Source organism: Mycobacterium sp. NGS27 (assembly GCF_059813005.1).
This window is the reverse complement of sequence record NZ_JCALDT010000006.1, coordinates 256,458-270,650: the sequence shown is the minus strand read 5'-3', so window position 1 is coordinate 270,650 and position 14,193 is coordinate 256,458. Positions and strand designations below refer to the sequence as shown.

Genomic DNA, 14,193 nt, shown 5'->3' with positions numbered 1-14,193 from the left:
GTAGGGTTTCCGCCGTGGCAGTCAGAGAGCACCGCGACGACGTCAGCTACATCCATACCGACGAAGGCCTGCCACCCGTGGCCATCATCGACCGCTCCCCTATCACCGCGCGACACAAGATCGTGTTCGGCGTCATCGCGGTGCTCGGCGCCGTCGCCTGGGCGATCATCGCGTTGGCTCGGGGCGAGACGGTCAACGCGGTGTGGATCGTCGTCGCGGCGATCTGTACGTACATCGTCGGGTACCGGTTCTATGCGCGGTTGATCGAGATGAAGATCGTCCGCCCGCGCGACGACTACGCCACGCCTGCCGAGTTTCTCGAGGACGGCACCGATTTCGTGCCGACCGACCGGCGGGTGCTGTTCGGCCATCATTTCGCCGCCATCGCCGGGGCCGGTCCGCTCGTCGGTCCGGTGCTGGCCATGCAGATGGGCTATCTACCGGGCAGCATCTGGGTCGTCATCGGCGCAGTATTCGGCGGCTGCGTGCAGGACTACCTGGTGTTGTGGATCTCCACCCGGCGGCGTGGCCGTTCCCTTGGCGAGATGGTCCGCGACGAGCTGGGCGCCGCGGGCGGGGCCGCCGCCCTCGTCGGGGTCCTCGTCATCATGGTCATCCTGATCGGGGTGCTGGCGCTGATCGTGGTGCGGGCGCTGGCCCAGAGCCCGTGGGGTGTCTTCTCGATAGCCATGACCATCCCCATCGCCCTGTTCATGGGTTGCTACCTGCGGTTCCTGCGTCCCGGGCGTGTTTCGGAAGTATCGGTGATCGGCTTCGCGCTGCTACTGCTCGCGGTGGTGTCCGGCCATTGGGTCGCCGAAACACCTTGGGGCGCAGCCTGGTTCACACTTTCTCCGGTCACGCTGTGCTGGTGCCTCATCGGCTACGGTTTCGCCGCGTCCGTGCTGCCGGTCTGGCTTTTGTTGGCGCCGCGTGACTACCTGTCGACGTTCATGAAGGTCGGCGCCATCGGGCTGCTCGCCGTCGGGGTCTGCATCGCCCGGCCGGAGATGCAGGCATCCGCGATCTCACAGTTCGCCACCAGGGGCAACGGCCCGGTGTTCGCCGGCTCGCTGTTCCCGTTCTTGTTCATCACCATCGCGTGCGGCGCGCTGTCCGGCTTTCACGCGCTGATCTCGTCGGGGACGACGCCCAAGCTGCTGGAGAAGGAAAGCCAGATGCGAATGATCGGCTACGGCGGCATGATCACCGAGTCGTTCGTCGCGGTCATGGCGCTGATTACGGCGGCGATCATCAACCAGCATCTGTACTTCACCATCAACGCGCCGGCGGCGCAGACCGGTGGCACCGCGGCCGGCGCCGCGCATTACGTCAATGGACTCGGATTGCCGGGCGCCCCGACCGACGCGGACCAGATCAGCCAGGCCGCCAGCAGCGTCGGCGAGAAGTCGATCGTGTCGCGCACCGGTGGAGCACCGACGCTGGCCTGGGGGATGGCCGACGTGCTGCAGCGTGTCTTCGGCGGCGCGGGCCTCAAGTCGTTCTGGTACCACTTCGCGATCATGTTCGAGGCGCTGTTCATCCTGACCACCCTCGACGCGGGCACCCGGGTCAACCGCTTCATGCTCTCCGACGCGCTGGGCAACCTGCGCGGCCCGCTGGCCAAGCTGCGAAACCCCAGTTGGCGCCCCGGCGTTTGGGGTTGCAGCCTGGCCGTGGTGGCCGCGTGGGGCGGCATCCTGCTGATGGGCGTGAGCGACCCGCTCGGCGGCATCAACACGCTGTTTCCGCTGTTCGGTATCGCCAACCAGCTGCTTGCCGGGATCTCACTGACCGTCATCACCGTGGTGGTCATCAAGAAGGGCCAGTTGAAGTGGGCGTGGATTCCGGGGATTCCCCTGCTCTGGGATCTTGCGGTCACGCTGACCGCGTCGTGGCAGAAGATCTTCTCCGCGGATCCGGCCGTCGGCTATTGGACGCAGCACTCGACGTACCTGGCGGCCAAGCAAGCGGGCAGGACGGCCTTCGGTTCGGCCAAAGACGCGCATCAGCTCGACGAGGTCATCAGGAACACCTTCATCCAGGGCACGCTGTCGATTCTGTTCGCGGCGACCGTCGTCATCGTGGTGATCTCCGGGATCGTGGTCGCGCTCGGGGCGATTCGCGGACCGGCCAGCAAGTTGGGCCGGCCCCTGACCGAGGACGACCCGGTGCCGTCGAAGCGGTTCGCGCCCGCGGGCCTGATTCCCACGGCCGCGGAGCGAGGGGTGCAGCGGCAATGGGCCCAGCCGACGACGTCGGCTCCCGGGGTCGTCGGCGCTCAAAAGCGATGACGTTCCCCGAAGTGCGGTAGCCGCCGCGCACAAATAGGTAGTCGACTACGCGTGCGTACTGGTGATCGCCGACCCTACGTTGAGTCCATCACCGGCCGACCTACCTGGCCAACGGGACCGCGACACGAAGAAGGTGGACGAAATGCTGGTCACGTCAACGGGACTCCGGACCGCACCCGATATCCAGCCCATACCGCAACCGTCGTCGGCGACGCCCGCCGTCGAGGCGGCACCCGCACCGGTCCTGATCAGTACCCAGCAGGTGCTCTTCGACACCGCCGTCGTCCAGCGAACGCGCCGCTCCCCGCTCCGCAGCCGGATCGCCGCCGGGCTGCGGCAGATGGTCGCTGATGCGAATCGGCCGCGGCAGCCCTACCTGAGGCATTACGTCTACCTCGAGAACGCCCGCATGGCACGCGAAATGGAGAGGCTGTGAACGTACTCATCAGCGTCGCCTGCGTCGGATTGATGATGGTGCTCGCAGTGGGGACCTACAACCTGCAGTGGTGGCTCGAGCGCAACGACTACGAGCGCCACTTCGAGGACTGACCGAACGCGAGGGCACGCCACGCGAAGAGGTCGTGCCGAAAGACGCGACGCGGTCCTAAACTTGCGCGATGAGAGTCGGTATCGACTTTGGCACCACGCACACCGTCGTCGCGGCCGTCGACCGAGGCAACTATCCCGTCGTGTCCTTCGAGGGCATGGATGCGTGGCCGTCGCTCATCGCCGCCAATGCCGCCGGGGACTTGCGGTTCGGCGCGGAGGCCGCCGCCGTGCGCCACGATTCGAATTGGTCGGTGCTGCGCTCGTTCAAACGATTACTCAACGACGCCGGACCCCAAACCGAGGTCACCCTGGCGGGCCGTGCTTATCGCCTGGCCGACCTCCTCACCGGCTTCCTGGCCCAACTGAAGGCCGATCTGCGGCGGCACTCGAACGTGGCCCTGGCCCCGGGCGAACCCATCGAAGCCGCGATCAGCGTGCCGGCCAACGCGTCGAGCGCCCAGCGCCTGCTCACTCTGGATGCCTATGTCGCGGCCGGTTTTCACGTCGTCGCGCTGCTCAACGAGCCGTCCGCCGCCAGCCTCGAATACGCCCACCGCTACCGGTCCACCATCACCGCCAAACGCGAGTACGTCCTCATCTACGACTTGGGCGGCGGCACGTTCGACGCGTCACTGCTGAAAATGACCGGGCACGCGAACGAGGTCGTCATCAGCGAAGGGATCCAGCGCCTCGGGGGCGACGATTTCGACGAGGCGATCGTCGAGCTGCTGCTCGCCGGCGCCAACCTGCCCGGCCTCGACACCGCCCAGCGCGACCTGCTCGCCGAGGAGTGCGCCACCCGCAAGGAGGCGGTCGGGCCGCAGACGCGCCGTTTCCTGGTCGACCTGTCCCCGGTCGATCGGCCGCCATTCTCCTGCCCCATCGACGACGTCTACTCGGTGTGCGCGCCGCTGGTCGACCAGACGATGCGGCTGCTCACTCGGGTCCTGCACGATCCGGCGCGGGGCCGCAACGACCTGGACTGGTCGGAGGTGGCGGGCATCTACGTCGTCGGCGGGGCCGGGGGCTTTCCGCTGGTGTCTCGGATGCTGCGCAGCACCTTCGGCGAGAAGCGGGTGAAACGCTCGCCGCACCCCTTCGCCGCCACGGCCATCGGACTCGCCGTCTTTCTGGACAAGGAATCCAATTTTGCTCTCTCCGAACGCTTCTCGAGGAATTTCGGAGTTTTCCGCGAGGCCGAGGCCGGCGCCGGGGTCGTCTTCGACCCGATCGTGTGCAAGGACGTTTCGCTTCCGGCCGACGGGCAATCCCCGCTGGTGGTGAAACGCAAATATCGAGCGGCACACAACATCGGGCACTTCCGGTTCGTGGAGTGCAGCCGCCTGGTCAACGGGCGGCCCGACGGCGACGTCACGCCGTATGACCCGGTGCTTTTCCCCTTCGACCCCGCACTGCACGACCGCGACGACCTGGGGCGTCAGCCGGTCGGCAGGTGGGTCGACGGGCCCGACGTCGAGGAGCGCTACGTCATCGCCCCCAACGGTGCGGTAGAAGTGACCTTGACGACGCAGCCGGCCGGGTTCGAACGCACGTTCCGGCTGGAGCGGTGCGCGTCCGCGAGTTGACGAGCATTCCGCCATGCAGCTATACGACGTGATGCGAACGACTTTCGCGGCACGGGAGTTCACCGACGATCCGTTGCCCGACGACGTGCTGGCGCGCATTTTCGACAACGCCCGGTTCGCTCCCAGCGGCGGCAACCGCCAGGGCGCACACGTCACCGTGGTGCGCGACGAAACGGTCCGCCGCGAGCTGGCCGAACTCGGCAAGCCCGCCGCTCGGCGCTACTTCGCCCAGTTGCAGGCGGGTGAAAACCCTTGGAATTCGGTTCATCCCAGCGGGGTTCCGCAAGACGTCATCGACGCGACCGAAATCCCCGACACGTTCGTCGCGCCGATCGCCAAAGCACCTGTGGTTCTGGTCGTTTCGGTGGACCTGACCGTCGTCGCCGCCATCGATCAAGACCTCGACCGCGTCGGCATAGCTGGCGGGGCATCGGTCTACCCGTTGATCTGGAACGTCTTGCTCGCCGCGCGCGTGGGCTACGGCGGCACCATCACCACGATGGCCATCGCGGCCGAAGAACACGTCCGCCGACTGCTGGGCATTCCCGACACGCACGCGGTGACCGCGGTGGTGCCGCTCGGCAGACCGGCGCGGCAGCTGACCAAACTGCGCCGAAAGCCGGTCGTCGAGTTCATCACTCGTGATCGGTTCGATGGTCCGGCTTTCGACGGCTGAGGCCTGAACCCTAGCCGCGCACCTGGGGCAACACGTCACGCTGCCATGCGGCGAAGAACCCGTCCATGTCGGGGCCGATCTGCTGAACGTAGATCTCGTCGACGTCGGCGTCGATGTACTCGCGCACCTGGGCGATGTGCTTGTCGGGGTCCGGGCCACAGGCCACGCTCTCGCCGACCGTCTCCGGCGGCACCAGCGACTGCAGAGCGGCGAAATCCTTGGGCCGCGGCAGGATTTGCGAGGTCTGTCCGGGCAGCCCCTCGTTAGCCCACAACCGGTGCGCGGTCTTCAGCGCGGCGTCGGCATCTTGGTCCCAGCAGACTTTGGTACCGCCCTGCACCGGCTTGTCGCCGCCGCCGGATTCGCGGAATTGCTTGACCAGGTCGCCGTCGGGCATGGCGATGCTGTATCCGTCGCCGATGCGGGCGGCCAGCTCGACGGCCTGCGGGCCGAACGCGGAGACGTAGATCGGCACCGGCTGTTCCGGCCGGGTGTATACCTGCGCCTCCTGCACCTCGTAGTGCTTGCCGTGGTGGCTCACCTCGCCGCCCTTGTGCAGCTTGCGAATGACGTCGATCGCCTCCTCCAGCATCTCGAGGCGCACACCGGCGGACGGCCAGGGATCGCCCAGGATGTGTTCGTTGAGGGCCTCGCCGCTGCCCACCCCGAGCACGAAGCGTCCGTCGAGTTGCACGGCCGCGGTGGCCGACGCCTGCGCGATGATCGCCGGATGGATGCGGATGGTCGGGCACGTGACGGCGGTGCTCACCGGCAGCGACGTCGCCTCCGACAACGCACCGATCACCCCCCACACGAACGGGCTCTGGCCCTGCTCGTCGTTCCACGGGTGATAGTGGTCCGAGATCCACAACGCGTCGAATCCGGCGTCCTCCGCGCGCTTGGCCTGGTCGATGAGTTCTTTCGGGCCGAATTGCTCGCAGGTGAGAAAGTATCCGATCTTGGTCATGGCGCCCGGCTACCCGCTGCGCGCCCGGTTATGCGTCAGGAAGACGCATAGGCCCCGCTGCGCGCCGAAGGCCGGAGCCGACCGAGGCGATGCACGTCCCGTTGTGGCGCCAATTAGTTTGCAAGCCAACGCTTCTCCACGTCAGCGGGCGCGGCTTCCATCAGGCCCTTCGGGTGCGCCGCGGAAGGACAGTGTGAAGTGCCCGCCTTTGAGCGACAACTCCGATGGTCCGCGTCGTTGTCGCTCGAAGGCGGGCAAACGCCCCACCCGCGAGAACAGCTTCGCCGATTCGGAGAAGGTAGTTCTCCGCACTCGAGAGACAGATTACGATCGCAGGTGACCTGTGCCGGTGTGACGCCCGGAGCAAGTCCGCCAACCACAACGATCGGAGTCCATCATCGACGCCTGGATTCTCGAAGGCGTCCGCACCACGCGCGGGCGCGACCGCCCCGGGGGCGGGATGGGCACGGCAACGATCACCGAGCGGGTGTGACCGTGCCCGAAACCGTGAATCTCGAGCGGCCCCGCGACGGGGTCGTCATTCTGCGGCTCAACCGCCCGCAGCGGCTCAATGCCATCAACGAGACCATGCAGACCGAATTGCATGATGCGCTCAACGATCTGGCCGCCGATCACGCGGCGCGCGCCGTCGTGCTGACGGGCGCCGGGCGCGGGTTCTGCGCGGGCATCGACATGCGGGACTTCGGGCCCTCGATGTTGGACGCGAGCGCGCCCGCACTGGACCGGATGCGCTTTCAGGAAAAGATGGCCGCCCTCGCCGAGGCGGTGCGGGCATTGCCGCAGCCCGTCATCGCGGCCGTCAACGGCCCCTGCGTAGGGGCCGGGCTCGCGCTGTGCCTGGCCGCCGACATCCGAATCTGCTCGGCGGCAGCTTCTTTCGGCAATGCCGCAATCCTGCTCGGGCTCTCGGGCGCCGAGATGGGCATGAGTTACCACCTGCCCCGCATCGTCGGCACCAGCGTTGCCGCCGACTGGATGCTCACCGGCCGCACCGTGTCCGCCATCGAGGCGGACCGGCGCGGTCTAATCAGCGAGGTCATCGAGCCGGATGCTCTGTCCGATCGCGCGGTGGAATTGGCGTCGCTGATCGCGAGCCACGCCCCGCTGGGTGCGCAACTGACCAAGCGCGCCCTACAAGTCAACACCGACGCCACGAGCCTGGCGTCGGCCGTAGAACTGGAAAACCGCAATCAGGTGATTTCCCACGCGACCGACGAGGCGGCCGAGCGCCGCAAGAAGTGGTCTTCATGACCGGTCCCGCCGCCCGGGACGCCGACGCCATCACCGCGCTCGAGGACTCCGGCCTGGTGGCCCACAGCAACTCAGAGTGACCAACCAAGAGAGGACGACGCATGTCGTGGGACTTCTCCACCGAACCGGAGTGGGCAGCACAACTGCAGTGGGTCGAAACCTTCGTGCGCGAAGAGTGCGAGCCGATCGACTTGATTGTCAAGGAATCTCACGACCTCGGCGACCCGGTGCGTCAGGCGCTGATCCCGCCGCTGCAGCAGATCGTGAAAAAGCGTGGCCTGTGGGCGACCCACCTGGGCCCGCACTTGGGCGGGCCGGGCTTCGGACAGGTAAAGCTGGCGCTGCTCAACGAGATCCTGGGTCGCTCGGAATGCGCGCCGATCGTATTCGGCTCGCAGGCTCCCGATTCCGGCAATAGCGAAATCCTGGCGCACTACGGCACACCCGAGCTCAAGGAGCGCTACTTGGAGCCGCTGTTGGACAACCGCATCATTTCGTGTTTCTCGATGACCGAGCCACAGGGCGGGGCCGATCCGAAAGTGTTTCGCACCACCGCGGTACAAGACGGCGATCATTGGATCATCAACGGGGAGAAGTGGTTTTCATCGTTCGCCTCGATGGCGTCGTTCATCATCGTGATGGCGATGACCGATCCCGACGCCCCACCCTACGAGCGGTACTCGATGTTCGTCGTCCCCGGCGACACCCCCGGCATCAACGTGCTGCGAGACGTCGGGCTGGGTTATCAGCCGACCGGCGGTGGGCGTGAGGGTTATGTACGTTACGAAAACGTCCGCGTGCCGGCCGATCACATGTTGGGCCCGCGGGGCGGGGCCTTCGTCGTCGCGCAGACCCGCTTGGGCGGAGGGCGGATTCACCACGCGATGCGCACCGTAGGCCTGGTCCGCCGGATCTACGACATGATCTGCGAGCGTGCGGTGTCGCGTTACACCCAGGGTGAGCCGCTGGCCAACAAGCAACTCGTGCAGGAGATGGTCGCGGACTCGTGGATGGAGCTCGAGGCGTTCCGGCTGCTGACCCTTCAAACAGCTTGGAAGATCGACCAATTCAACGACTACAAGGCCGTTCGCGCCGACATCTCGGCGGTGAAGGCGATGATGCAGAAGGTCCTGCACGACGTGTCGTCTCGCGCGCTTCAGGTGCACGGGTCGTTGGGCACCACCCACGAGATGCCGTTCGTGCAGTATCTGGTGGAGTCGTTCGTGCTCGGACTGGCCGATGGTCCGACCGAAGTGCACAAGGTCACGCTGGCGCGGTTGCTGCTGAAAGATCGTGAGCCCGCACCGGACCTGTTTCCCTCGCAGCATCTGCTGCGGTTGCGCGCGGCCGCGGAGGCCAAGTTCGCCGACAAGCTGGCCGGCATCCCCCGCCCCTGAGCGCGAACAACCGATCAGACGGCTTTGGTGACACCGACGTAGGACAGCACCACGTCGGACAGGTCGGTCGTACGGGTCAGCACCGCATAGGAGCGGATGAACGACTGGCCCACGCACCCGTCGATCTTGACGTGAAAGTTGCTGATCATCACCCACGGATCTGCACCCTTGAACTGCTTCTTGACCACCGGCACCACGATGACCAAACCGGGCTTGAGTCCCACGCTCATCACACCGTTGATGGGCGTCGAGACGAATGGGAGCAGCGGCGGCAGCGTGCCGGTCGCGTCGAAGGTGGGGCTGACGCCGGGGATGATGCCGGCGCCGCCCTCCATGATCACGCCGTTGGAGGTACTCATGTCGATTCCGCAGCCGATCTGGTATCCCACTTCCAGGACGCCGTGGGGCTCCTCGGGCCCTCTGAGCGAGCCGACGAAAATGCCGCTGGACATGTATTCGCGGGACGAGATGGCGGTGGTCAGCGGTGCCACCGGAACCTGCATCTCGTCCTTTGCGCCCACTCCCAGAGTCCAGCCGTCAGGGGTGTTGAGGATCGCGGGAGGATTCGAAGGCACCGCCCCTTCGGCCGGTGGCGCCGCATCGGGAGGGGCGGCGCCCGACTGGGGTTCAGAGCCGGCCGAAGGCGCCGCGATCACGGACATGGCGAGGCACACGGCAATCGCGGCGGCACGACGGACGACAATGGCTACCGGCCTCACGGGCGAAACCGTACGCAGGGTCGAGTCAGCCGCGTGAAATTTGCTGGCTTGCAATCCGAACTTGTTGTTCGTTCGTGACTTTGCCGCGATGTAGAATCGGCATCAGCGTTTCGACAATCTCCAGTATCCGGACGGATTACGGAGAGCAGGGCAATGACATCTCACAGGTGCGCTCGCGTACTGGTCGCGGGTTCGATGGTCATCTCGGCTTTGACCTGCGGCGCGGGCACAGCGCTCGCAGACCCTGACGCCGGTCAGCAGCCCGACCTTCCCTCGATCGACGAATGGCCGATACAGTTTCCGACCACCTTGACCAACCCGGTCGACGATGATGAAAACGGTTTGCCGAGCGACTGGAACAAGGTGGGAATGATTTGCGAAAATCTATCAGCCCACTGCGGCTGATCAGCTGTCCCTGCTAAGCCAGCGTGATCCTGGCGCGGTCCAGCAGTCGCGGCAAAACCGCTGCCATGGCTTCCCATTCGGCTCGCGGCGCGGCGCGTCGCCGATTGTGTTTGACGATCAGCGACCACGTCGCCGCCGATTTGAAGCACGCCAGCGCCGTGAACCACGCCAATTCGCCGACCTCGCAACCCATCTCAGACCGGTAGAGCTCGATGAGCTCGGCGATGGGCGGCGCGATGCCGTCAGCCGGGTCGACCCGCCGGTAGGTGTCCGGGTCGCAGTTGATCAGGAACCATCCGGCGTCGATGCGGGGATCGCCTATCGACCAGATCTCCCAGTCGATGACCGCGTTGACGTGCGATCCTGCCGCGAGCAGGTTGCCCAGCCGAAAGTCGCCGTGCACCACGCGGGGCGCCATCGCGCTCGGTGCGCAATCCAGCAGCTCGTCGCGCACGTTCGGCCAATCGGGCACCAGCGCCGGGTCGACGGTCCGCAGCGTGTCGGACCAACGCTGGACTTCGGCGACCGGATCGACCACCGGTTCGTCGCCCAGTCCGAGCTCCGTCGGCGCGAGTCTGTGCAACGCGGCCATGGCGCGGCAGGCATTCCGATACCGATCGCCGAGAGCGGGCACTGGCGCGCAATCGTCGAACAGCGGTTCCACGCACTCGCCTTCGACGTGCGTCATCACGTAGAGCGGTGGCGTGCCGGGCGGATCCCCCGTGTCCTCCCACAGCACCGTCGGCACCGGAACATCGCTCGCTGCAAGCGCTTTGATGATGCGGGCCTGGCGCAGCACGTCGCGATGCCCAACGGGTTCGACACCCGGCGGGGCGACTTTGATCACCACACGTTGGCCGGAGCTGGTGCCCGCGAAGGTGAGACTGGAGGCTCCCCCGGACAGCGGAGCGACGTCGACGACGCCGGCACCGTCGAGTCGCCGACGCAGCTCGGCCGCATCGAGCTCGGCCATTCAGCCCGCCGGCGCGGACCAGCCGACCTCGGCGAGGAAGGGCTGGGTGTGTGCGATGCGACCGGTCAGGGTCTTCGGATCACCCGTGCATAGCCGGAACGCCGTTTCGGTGATCAGCCCGATGTCCTCGGTGCCGGTCTTGGCCAGATCCAGCGTGCCGGCGCCGGGTGTGGCCACGGGGTTGGACGGGGCGGCGGCGTTGACTGCGATTCCGTCGTCATACAGTTCGGCCGCAAGGCTTTTCGTCAATCGGTTGAGCGCGGCCTTGGCCGTGCCGTAGATGCCGAAGCCGGCGGTCCGGTCGAACTCCGAAAACGGCGGCCCTGGCGGCAGGTCGCCGCCCACCGAGGTCAGGTTCAAGATCCAGCCGCGCCCGCGCTCGCGCATCGGGGGTATCGCCAGCTGGCACAGATGCAGCGGCCCGAGCACGTGCATCTCCATCATCAGCCGGGCGCGCCGCTCGGGAAACCCGTCGAGAGGCCGCAGGAACGTCACCGCGGCGTTGTTGACCAGGATGTCGGGTGCGCCCACGCCGTTGACCACCTCGGCGAAAAGCCGTTCCCGGTCTTGCGCTTGGGAAAGATCCGCTTGAACCGCAATGGCTTTCCCGCCCGCCGCGACAATCTCGTCGCGTGTTTGGCTCAGCGACCCCTGGTACTTCGGATCGGGGTCCATCGTGCGGGCGGTCAACGCCACCGTCGCTCCGCGTTCGGCCAGGCGCGCGGCGATTGCCCTGCCCAAGCCCCGGCTGCTGCCGGTGACCAGGGCCACCAGCCCGTCGCAGCGTTGCGCGCTCATGATCCGCCTCTCCGAACCCGTCCGTCGATCTGAAAACGGCTTCTCCGTATCAGAGAATGCCATTATCGCCGGTTGAGCGAAAGTCTGGGCTCGACGCGTTTCGTCAGCGCCGAAGCCGCGACCGGCCCGCCTTCCGGCGTAGTGCATCCAGGGAGTAGGCGCCGCCCCCGGCGAAGACGAGCAGGAAAAATCCGAAGCAGAACAGGATGGCCAGCGCTCCGCCGTTGCCTGCGGGCGGATCGGCGACGGGCCACAGCGCCTCGGGTTGATGACTCGAGAAGTAAGCGACCGCCATCTCCCCGGAGGCGACGAACGCGGCGGCGCGAGTGAATAACCCGCCGGCGATGAGCAGGCCCGCGACGATTTCGATCAGCCCGGCATACCAGCCGGGCCAGGATCCAACTTCGACGACAACGGGCGATGGGACGGGCCAGTCGAAGAGGCTCCTCGACCCGTACGCGGCGAAGAGCAAACCGTAGACGCACCGAAACAGGCTCAGTACGGCCGGGGAGTAGTGGGCCAGTCTTTGGTCGAGGTTCGTCGTCACGCTGGCAAGGTTACGGTTGCCACCCAGGCGATCGGCGGAGACGACGCCATTCGACGCACCGTCGGGGTAAATACGTACGTGTGCCCAGGCAGGCAAGGAGGCGTTGTGACCTATCTGTTTCTCCTCGGCGCGATATTCGCCGAGGTAATAGCGACCAGCCTGCTCAAGGGCACCGAAGGCTTCACCCGCTTGTGGCCGACCGTGGTGTGCCTGATCGGTTATGCCGTCTCGTTCGCGCTGCTGGCGGTGTCGATTTCGCGCGGTATGCAGACCGACGTCGCCTACGCGTTGTGGTCGGCCATCGGTACCGCCCTCATCGTGTTGATCGCCGTATTGTTTCTCGGCTCCTCGATATCGCTGTCCAAGATCGTCGGGGTCGGCTTGATCATCGCCGGCGTGGTCACGCTGAACCTCGCCGGTGCGCACTGACCGCGTCCTGCGAGAGCCGTCCGAAACGGACTAGGGTGGGCGCGCACGCAACGACGGCAGGAGAGATGTGAACCTACGCTTCCGCGAACTCGCCCTGGCTCCGGTGATCATGGTGCTGGCGCTGCTGCTCGCCCCGTCGGCGTCCGCCGACACCTACACGGACCAGCTGGTGAGCAGGTTCGACAGCGAGACGCACGTGGTGGTCGACCCGGGGGCCCGGCCGCCGCTGCAGAATCCCGACAAGCTGAACCAGCAGATCCTCACCAGCTCGTGGACGTGGAGCTCGGACCCTCCGGTCTGGGTGGCGGTGGTGTCCCCCGCCCAGAGCGGCGTGACCACGCCCGACGCCGTTCACGCCGCCATGCTGAGCCGCAACCCCAGGTTCAGCGGCGTCATCCTGGTCATCGACTCCCGCGGCTACCACGTGCGCGCCTACAACGTGCCCAAGGCCATTGCCGACAACGTTGATCAATTCATGAATCAGTCGGCGAAAGATCACCACAACGACCCGTACGGCGCCACGAGTGCCTTCGTCGGCAAGCTGGCGAGCGCCAACGCGGTGTCCCGCGGACCGGTGACCACCTCTCCCGTCGCTCACCAAAAGCACGACGACTGGACCTGGCTGAAGGCGACGCTGGTCATTTCGGGCATCGCGCTGGCCATGGCCGGCTTGCTCTGGTTCGGCGTGCGCCGAAATCGTAAGCACCGCAAGGACAATGAGGCGCGCGAGGAGATCAAGCAGGAGCTGATCGTGGCCACGTCGAATGTCAGCGATCTCGACAACGCCGTGCTAACCGATAGCGGCGCGGATGTCAGCGCCGAGTCGCTGAAAGCCAACTCCAGCTTGTACGACGCCCGAAACGCTTATGAGAAAGGCGATTACGGGGCCGCACGGGCGCATCTGCGGGTGGTGGAGTCCACGGTCGCGAAGGCCAACCGGAAGCTGGACCCGCGGCGCACGCCCGACGTCGCCGCCGTGAATTCGGTGCCGGCCGCCGATCGTAAGCAGGCCACGGTGCGCACCACGAACCCCGACACCGGTGAGTCGGTGACGATCAACAACAACAACTACAGCACCGCAGCGCAGCCCGGTTACCCGTACTACTACGGCGGTGGCTACCACAATGGGATGTTCTTTTACCCGGGCTATTACCCGTACGCGTTCTGGGGCCCGGGCTGGACGTGGGCGCTGACCGACGTGCTGCTGATGGACGCGCTCCTGGACGACCATTGGGGCGGCAGTTACGAGCGCGGCTTCGAGGCCGGCCGCGATTCCGCCTTCACCGATGCCAATAGCTATGGCTATGACGATGGCCAGGCAGCCGGTTATGACAGCCCGTCGGCGGACGTGGGGTTCACCGGCGGCGACGCCGCATTCTCCGGCGGCGGCGACGTCGGCTTTGGCGGCGGGTGGGACTCCGGCGGCGGCTGGGACTCCGGCAGCTCCGATTTCGGCGGCGGCTCCGATTTCGGCGGCGGATCGGACTTCGGCGGGGGGTCCGATTCGGGCGGTGGCGGCGACTTCGGATTTTGATCGCCCGGGATGTGATCATCAGCCGGGACTTTCGGAGAAAGCGCTCA

14 protein-coding genes are annotated in these 14,193 nt (G+C 66.3%); 9 read left to right on the top strand and 5 right to left on the bottom strand.

Annotated features, from left to right (window positions below):
* The first annotated feature begins 14 nt into the window (after positions 1-14).
* From AC5Y30_RS18320 to AC5Y30_RS18305, 4 genes are all read left to right on the top strand, one after another.
* Positions 15-2,294, top strand: coding sequence for a carbon starvation CstA family protein (locus AC5Y30_RS18320; protein WP_499920078.1), 2,280 nt, complete (start codon positions 15-17; stop codon positions 2,292-2,294).
* Between the two features lie 142 nt (positions 2,295-2,436).
* Positions 2,437-2,730: a hypothetical protein gene (locus AC5Y30_RS18315; RefSeq protein ID WP_499920077.1), complete on the top strand. Its 294-nt coding sequence runs from the start codon at positions 2,437-2,439 to the stop codon at positions 2,728-2,730.
* Between the two features lie 181 nt (positions 2,731-2,911).
* Positions 2,912-4,429 carry an Hsp70 family protein gene (locus AC5Y30_RS18310; protein WP_499920076.1) on the top strand — a complete coding sequence of 506 codons (1,518 nt, stop codon included), beginning with the start codon at positions 2,912-2,914 and terminating at the stop codon, positions 4,427-4,429.
* 13 nt (positions 4,430-4,442) lie between these two features.
* Positions 4,443-5,105 (top strand): nitroreductase family protein, encoded by a 663-nt coding sequence (locus tag AC5Y30_RS18305; RefSeq protein ID WP_499920075.1) that lies wholly within the window; start codon positions 4,443-4,445, stop codon positions 5,103-5,105.
* Positions 5,106-5,115: 10 nt separating this feature from the next.
* On the opposite strand, the gene AC5Y30_RS18300 is transcribed toward AC5Y30_RS18305, so the two are convergent.
* Positions 5,116-6,072 carry an LLM class F420-dependent oxidoreductase gene (locus tag AC5Y30_RS18300; RefSeq protein ID WP_499920074.1) on the bottom strand — a complete coding sequence of 319 codons (957 nt, stop codon included), beginning with the start codon at positions 6,070-6,072 and terminating at the stop codon, positions 5,116-5,118.
* A gap of 489 nt (positions 6,073-6,561) precedes the next feature.
* Here AC5Y30_RS18300 and AC5Y30_RS18295 point away from each other — a divergent pair, with 489 nt between their 5' ends.
* Together AC5Y30_RS18295 and AC5Y30_RS18290 are read left to right on the top strand one after the other, a co-directional pair.
* Entirely contained in the window at positions 6,562-7,344 is a 783-nt protein-coding gene (locus AC5Y30_RS18295) for an enoyl-CoA hydratase/isomerase family protein (protein WP_499920073.1), read from the top strand.
* A 101-nt stretch (positions 7,345-7,445) separates the two neighbouring features.
* Positions 7,446-8,741, top strand: a complete 1,296-nt coding sequence (locus AC5Y30_RS18290) for an acyl-CoA dehydrogenase family protein (RefSeq protein ID WP_499920072.1) — start codon at positions 7,446-7,448, stop codon at positions 8,739-8,741.
* 14 nt (positions 8,742-8,755) lie between these two features.
* Here AC5Y30_RS18290 and AC5Y30_RS18285 read toward each other — a convergent pair whose 3' ends face one another.
* Positions 8,756-9,403, bottom strand: a complete 648-nt coding sequence (locus AC5Y30_RS18285) for an MspA family porin (RefSeq protein ID WP_499920225.1) — start codon at positions 9,401-9,403, stop codon at positions 8,756-8,758.
* 252 nt (positions 9,404-9,655) lie between these two features.
* Between AC5Y30_RS18285 and AC5Y30_RS18280 the strand changes: the two genes are divergently transcribed.
* A complete protein-coding gene (locus tag AC5Y30_RS18280) occupies positions 9,656-9,865 on the top strand; it encodes a hypothetical protein (protein WP_499920071.1) in 210 nt (69 codons plus the stop codon).
* A 13-nt stretch (positions 9,866-9,878) separates the two neighbouring features.
* On the opposite strand, the gene AC5Y30_RS18275 is transcribed toward AC5Y30_RS18280, so the two are convergent.
* The 3 genes from AC5Y30_RS18275 to AC5Y30_RS18265 all read right to left on the bottom strand — a co-directional run bounded on the left by AC5Y30_RS18275 (position 9,879) and on the right by AC5Y30_RS18265 (position 12,183).
* Positions 9,879-10,838: a phosphotransferase family protein gene (locus AC5Y30_RS18275; protein WP_499920070.1), complete on the bottom strand. Its 960-nt coding sequence runs from the start codon at positions 10,836-10,838 to the stop codon at positions 9,879-9,881.
* The gene (locus tag AC5Y30_RS18270; RefSeq protein ID WP_499920069.1) at positions 10,839-11,636 is read right to left on the bottom strand and encodes an SDR family NAD(P)-dependent oxidoreductase; all 798 of its coding nucleotides are present in this window, start codon (positions 11,634-11,636) and stop codon (positions 10,839-10,841) included. It lies immediately after the preceding gene.
* 103 nt (positions 11,637-11,739) lie between these two features.
* Entirely contained in the window at positions 11,740-12,183 is a 444-nt protein-coding gene (locus AC5Y30_RS18265; protein ID WP_499920068.1) for a DoxX family protein, read from the bottom strand.
* A gap of 105 nt (positions 12,184-12,288) precedes the next feature.
* On the opposite strand from AC5Y30_RS18265, the gene AC5Y30_RS18260 reads away from it, so the two are divergent.
* Positions 12,289-12,612 (top strand): DMT family transporter, encoded by a 324-nt coding sequence (locus AC5Y30_RS18260; RefSeq protein ID WP_499920067.1) that lies wholly within the window; start codon positions 12,289-12,291, stop codon positions 12,610-12,612.
* A gap of 109 nt (positions 12,613-12,721) precedes the next feature.
* A complete protein-coding gene (locus tag AC5Y30_RS18255) occupies positions 12,722-14,146 on the top strand; it encodes a hypothetical protein (RefSeq protein WP_499920224.1) in 1,425 nt (474 codons plus the stop codon).
* The last annotated feature ends 47 nt before the right edge of the window (positions 14,147-14,193 follow it).

Excerpts from the sequence above, each read along its gene's own strand:
- AC5Y30_RS18315 (WP_499920077.1), top strand. The coding sequence starts at position 2,437 with ATGCTGGTCACGTCAACGGGACTCCGGACCGCACCCGATATCCAGCCC.
- AC5Y30_RS18310 (WP_499920076.1), top strand. The coding sequence starts at position 2,912 with ATGAGAGTCGGTATCGACTTTGGCACCACGCACACCGTCGTCGCGGCC.
- AC5Y30_RS18305 (WP_499920075.1), top strand. The coding sequence starts at position 4,443 with ATGCAGCTATACGACGTGATGCGAACGACTTTCGCGGCACGGGAGTTC.
- AC5Y30_RS18300 (WP_499920074.1), bottom strand. The coding sequence starts at position 6,072 with ATGACCAAGATCGGATACTTTCTCACCTGCGAGCAATTCGGCCCGAAA.
- AC5Y30_RS18290 (WP_499920072.1), top strand. The coding sequence starts at position 7,446 with ATGTCGTGGGACTTCTCCACCGAACCGGAGTGGGCAGCACAACTGCAG.
- AC5Y30_RS18285 (WP_499920225.1), bottom strand. The coding sequence starts at position 9,403 with ATGTCCGTGATCGCGGCGCCTTCGGCCGGCTCTGAACCCCAGTCGGGC.
- AC5Y30_RS18280 (WP_499920071.1), top strand. The coding sequence starts at position 9,656 with ATGGTCATCTCGGCTTTGACCTGCGGCGCGGGCACAGCGCTCGCAGAC.
- AC5Y30_RS18275 (WP_499920070.1), bottom strand. The coding sequence starts at position 10,838 with ATGGCCGAGCTCGATGCGGCCGAGCTGCGTCGGCGACTCGACGGTGCC.
- AC5Y30_RS18270 (WP_499920069.1), bottom strand. The coding sequence starts at position 11,636 with ATGAGCGCGCAACGCTGCGACGGGCTGGTGGCCCTGGTCACCGGCAGC.
- AC5Y30_RS18255 (WP_499920224.1), top strand. The coding sequence starts at position 12,722 with ATGGTGCTGGCGCTGCTGCTCGCCCCGTCGGCGTCCGCCGACACCTAC.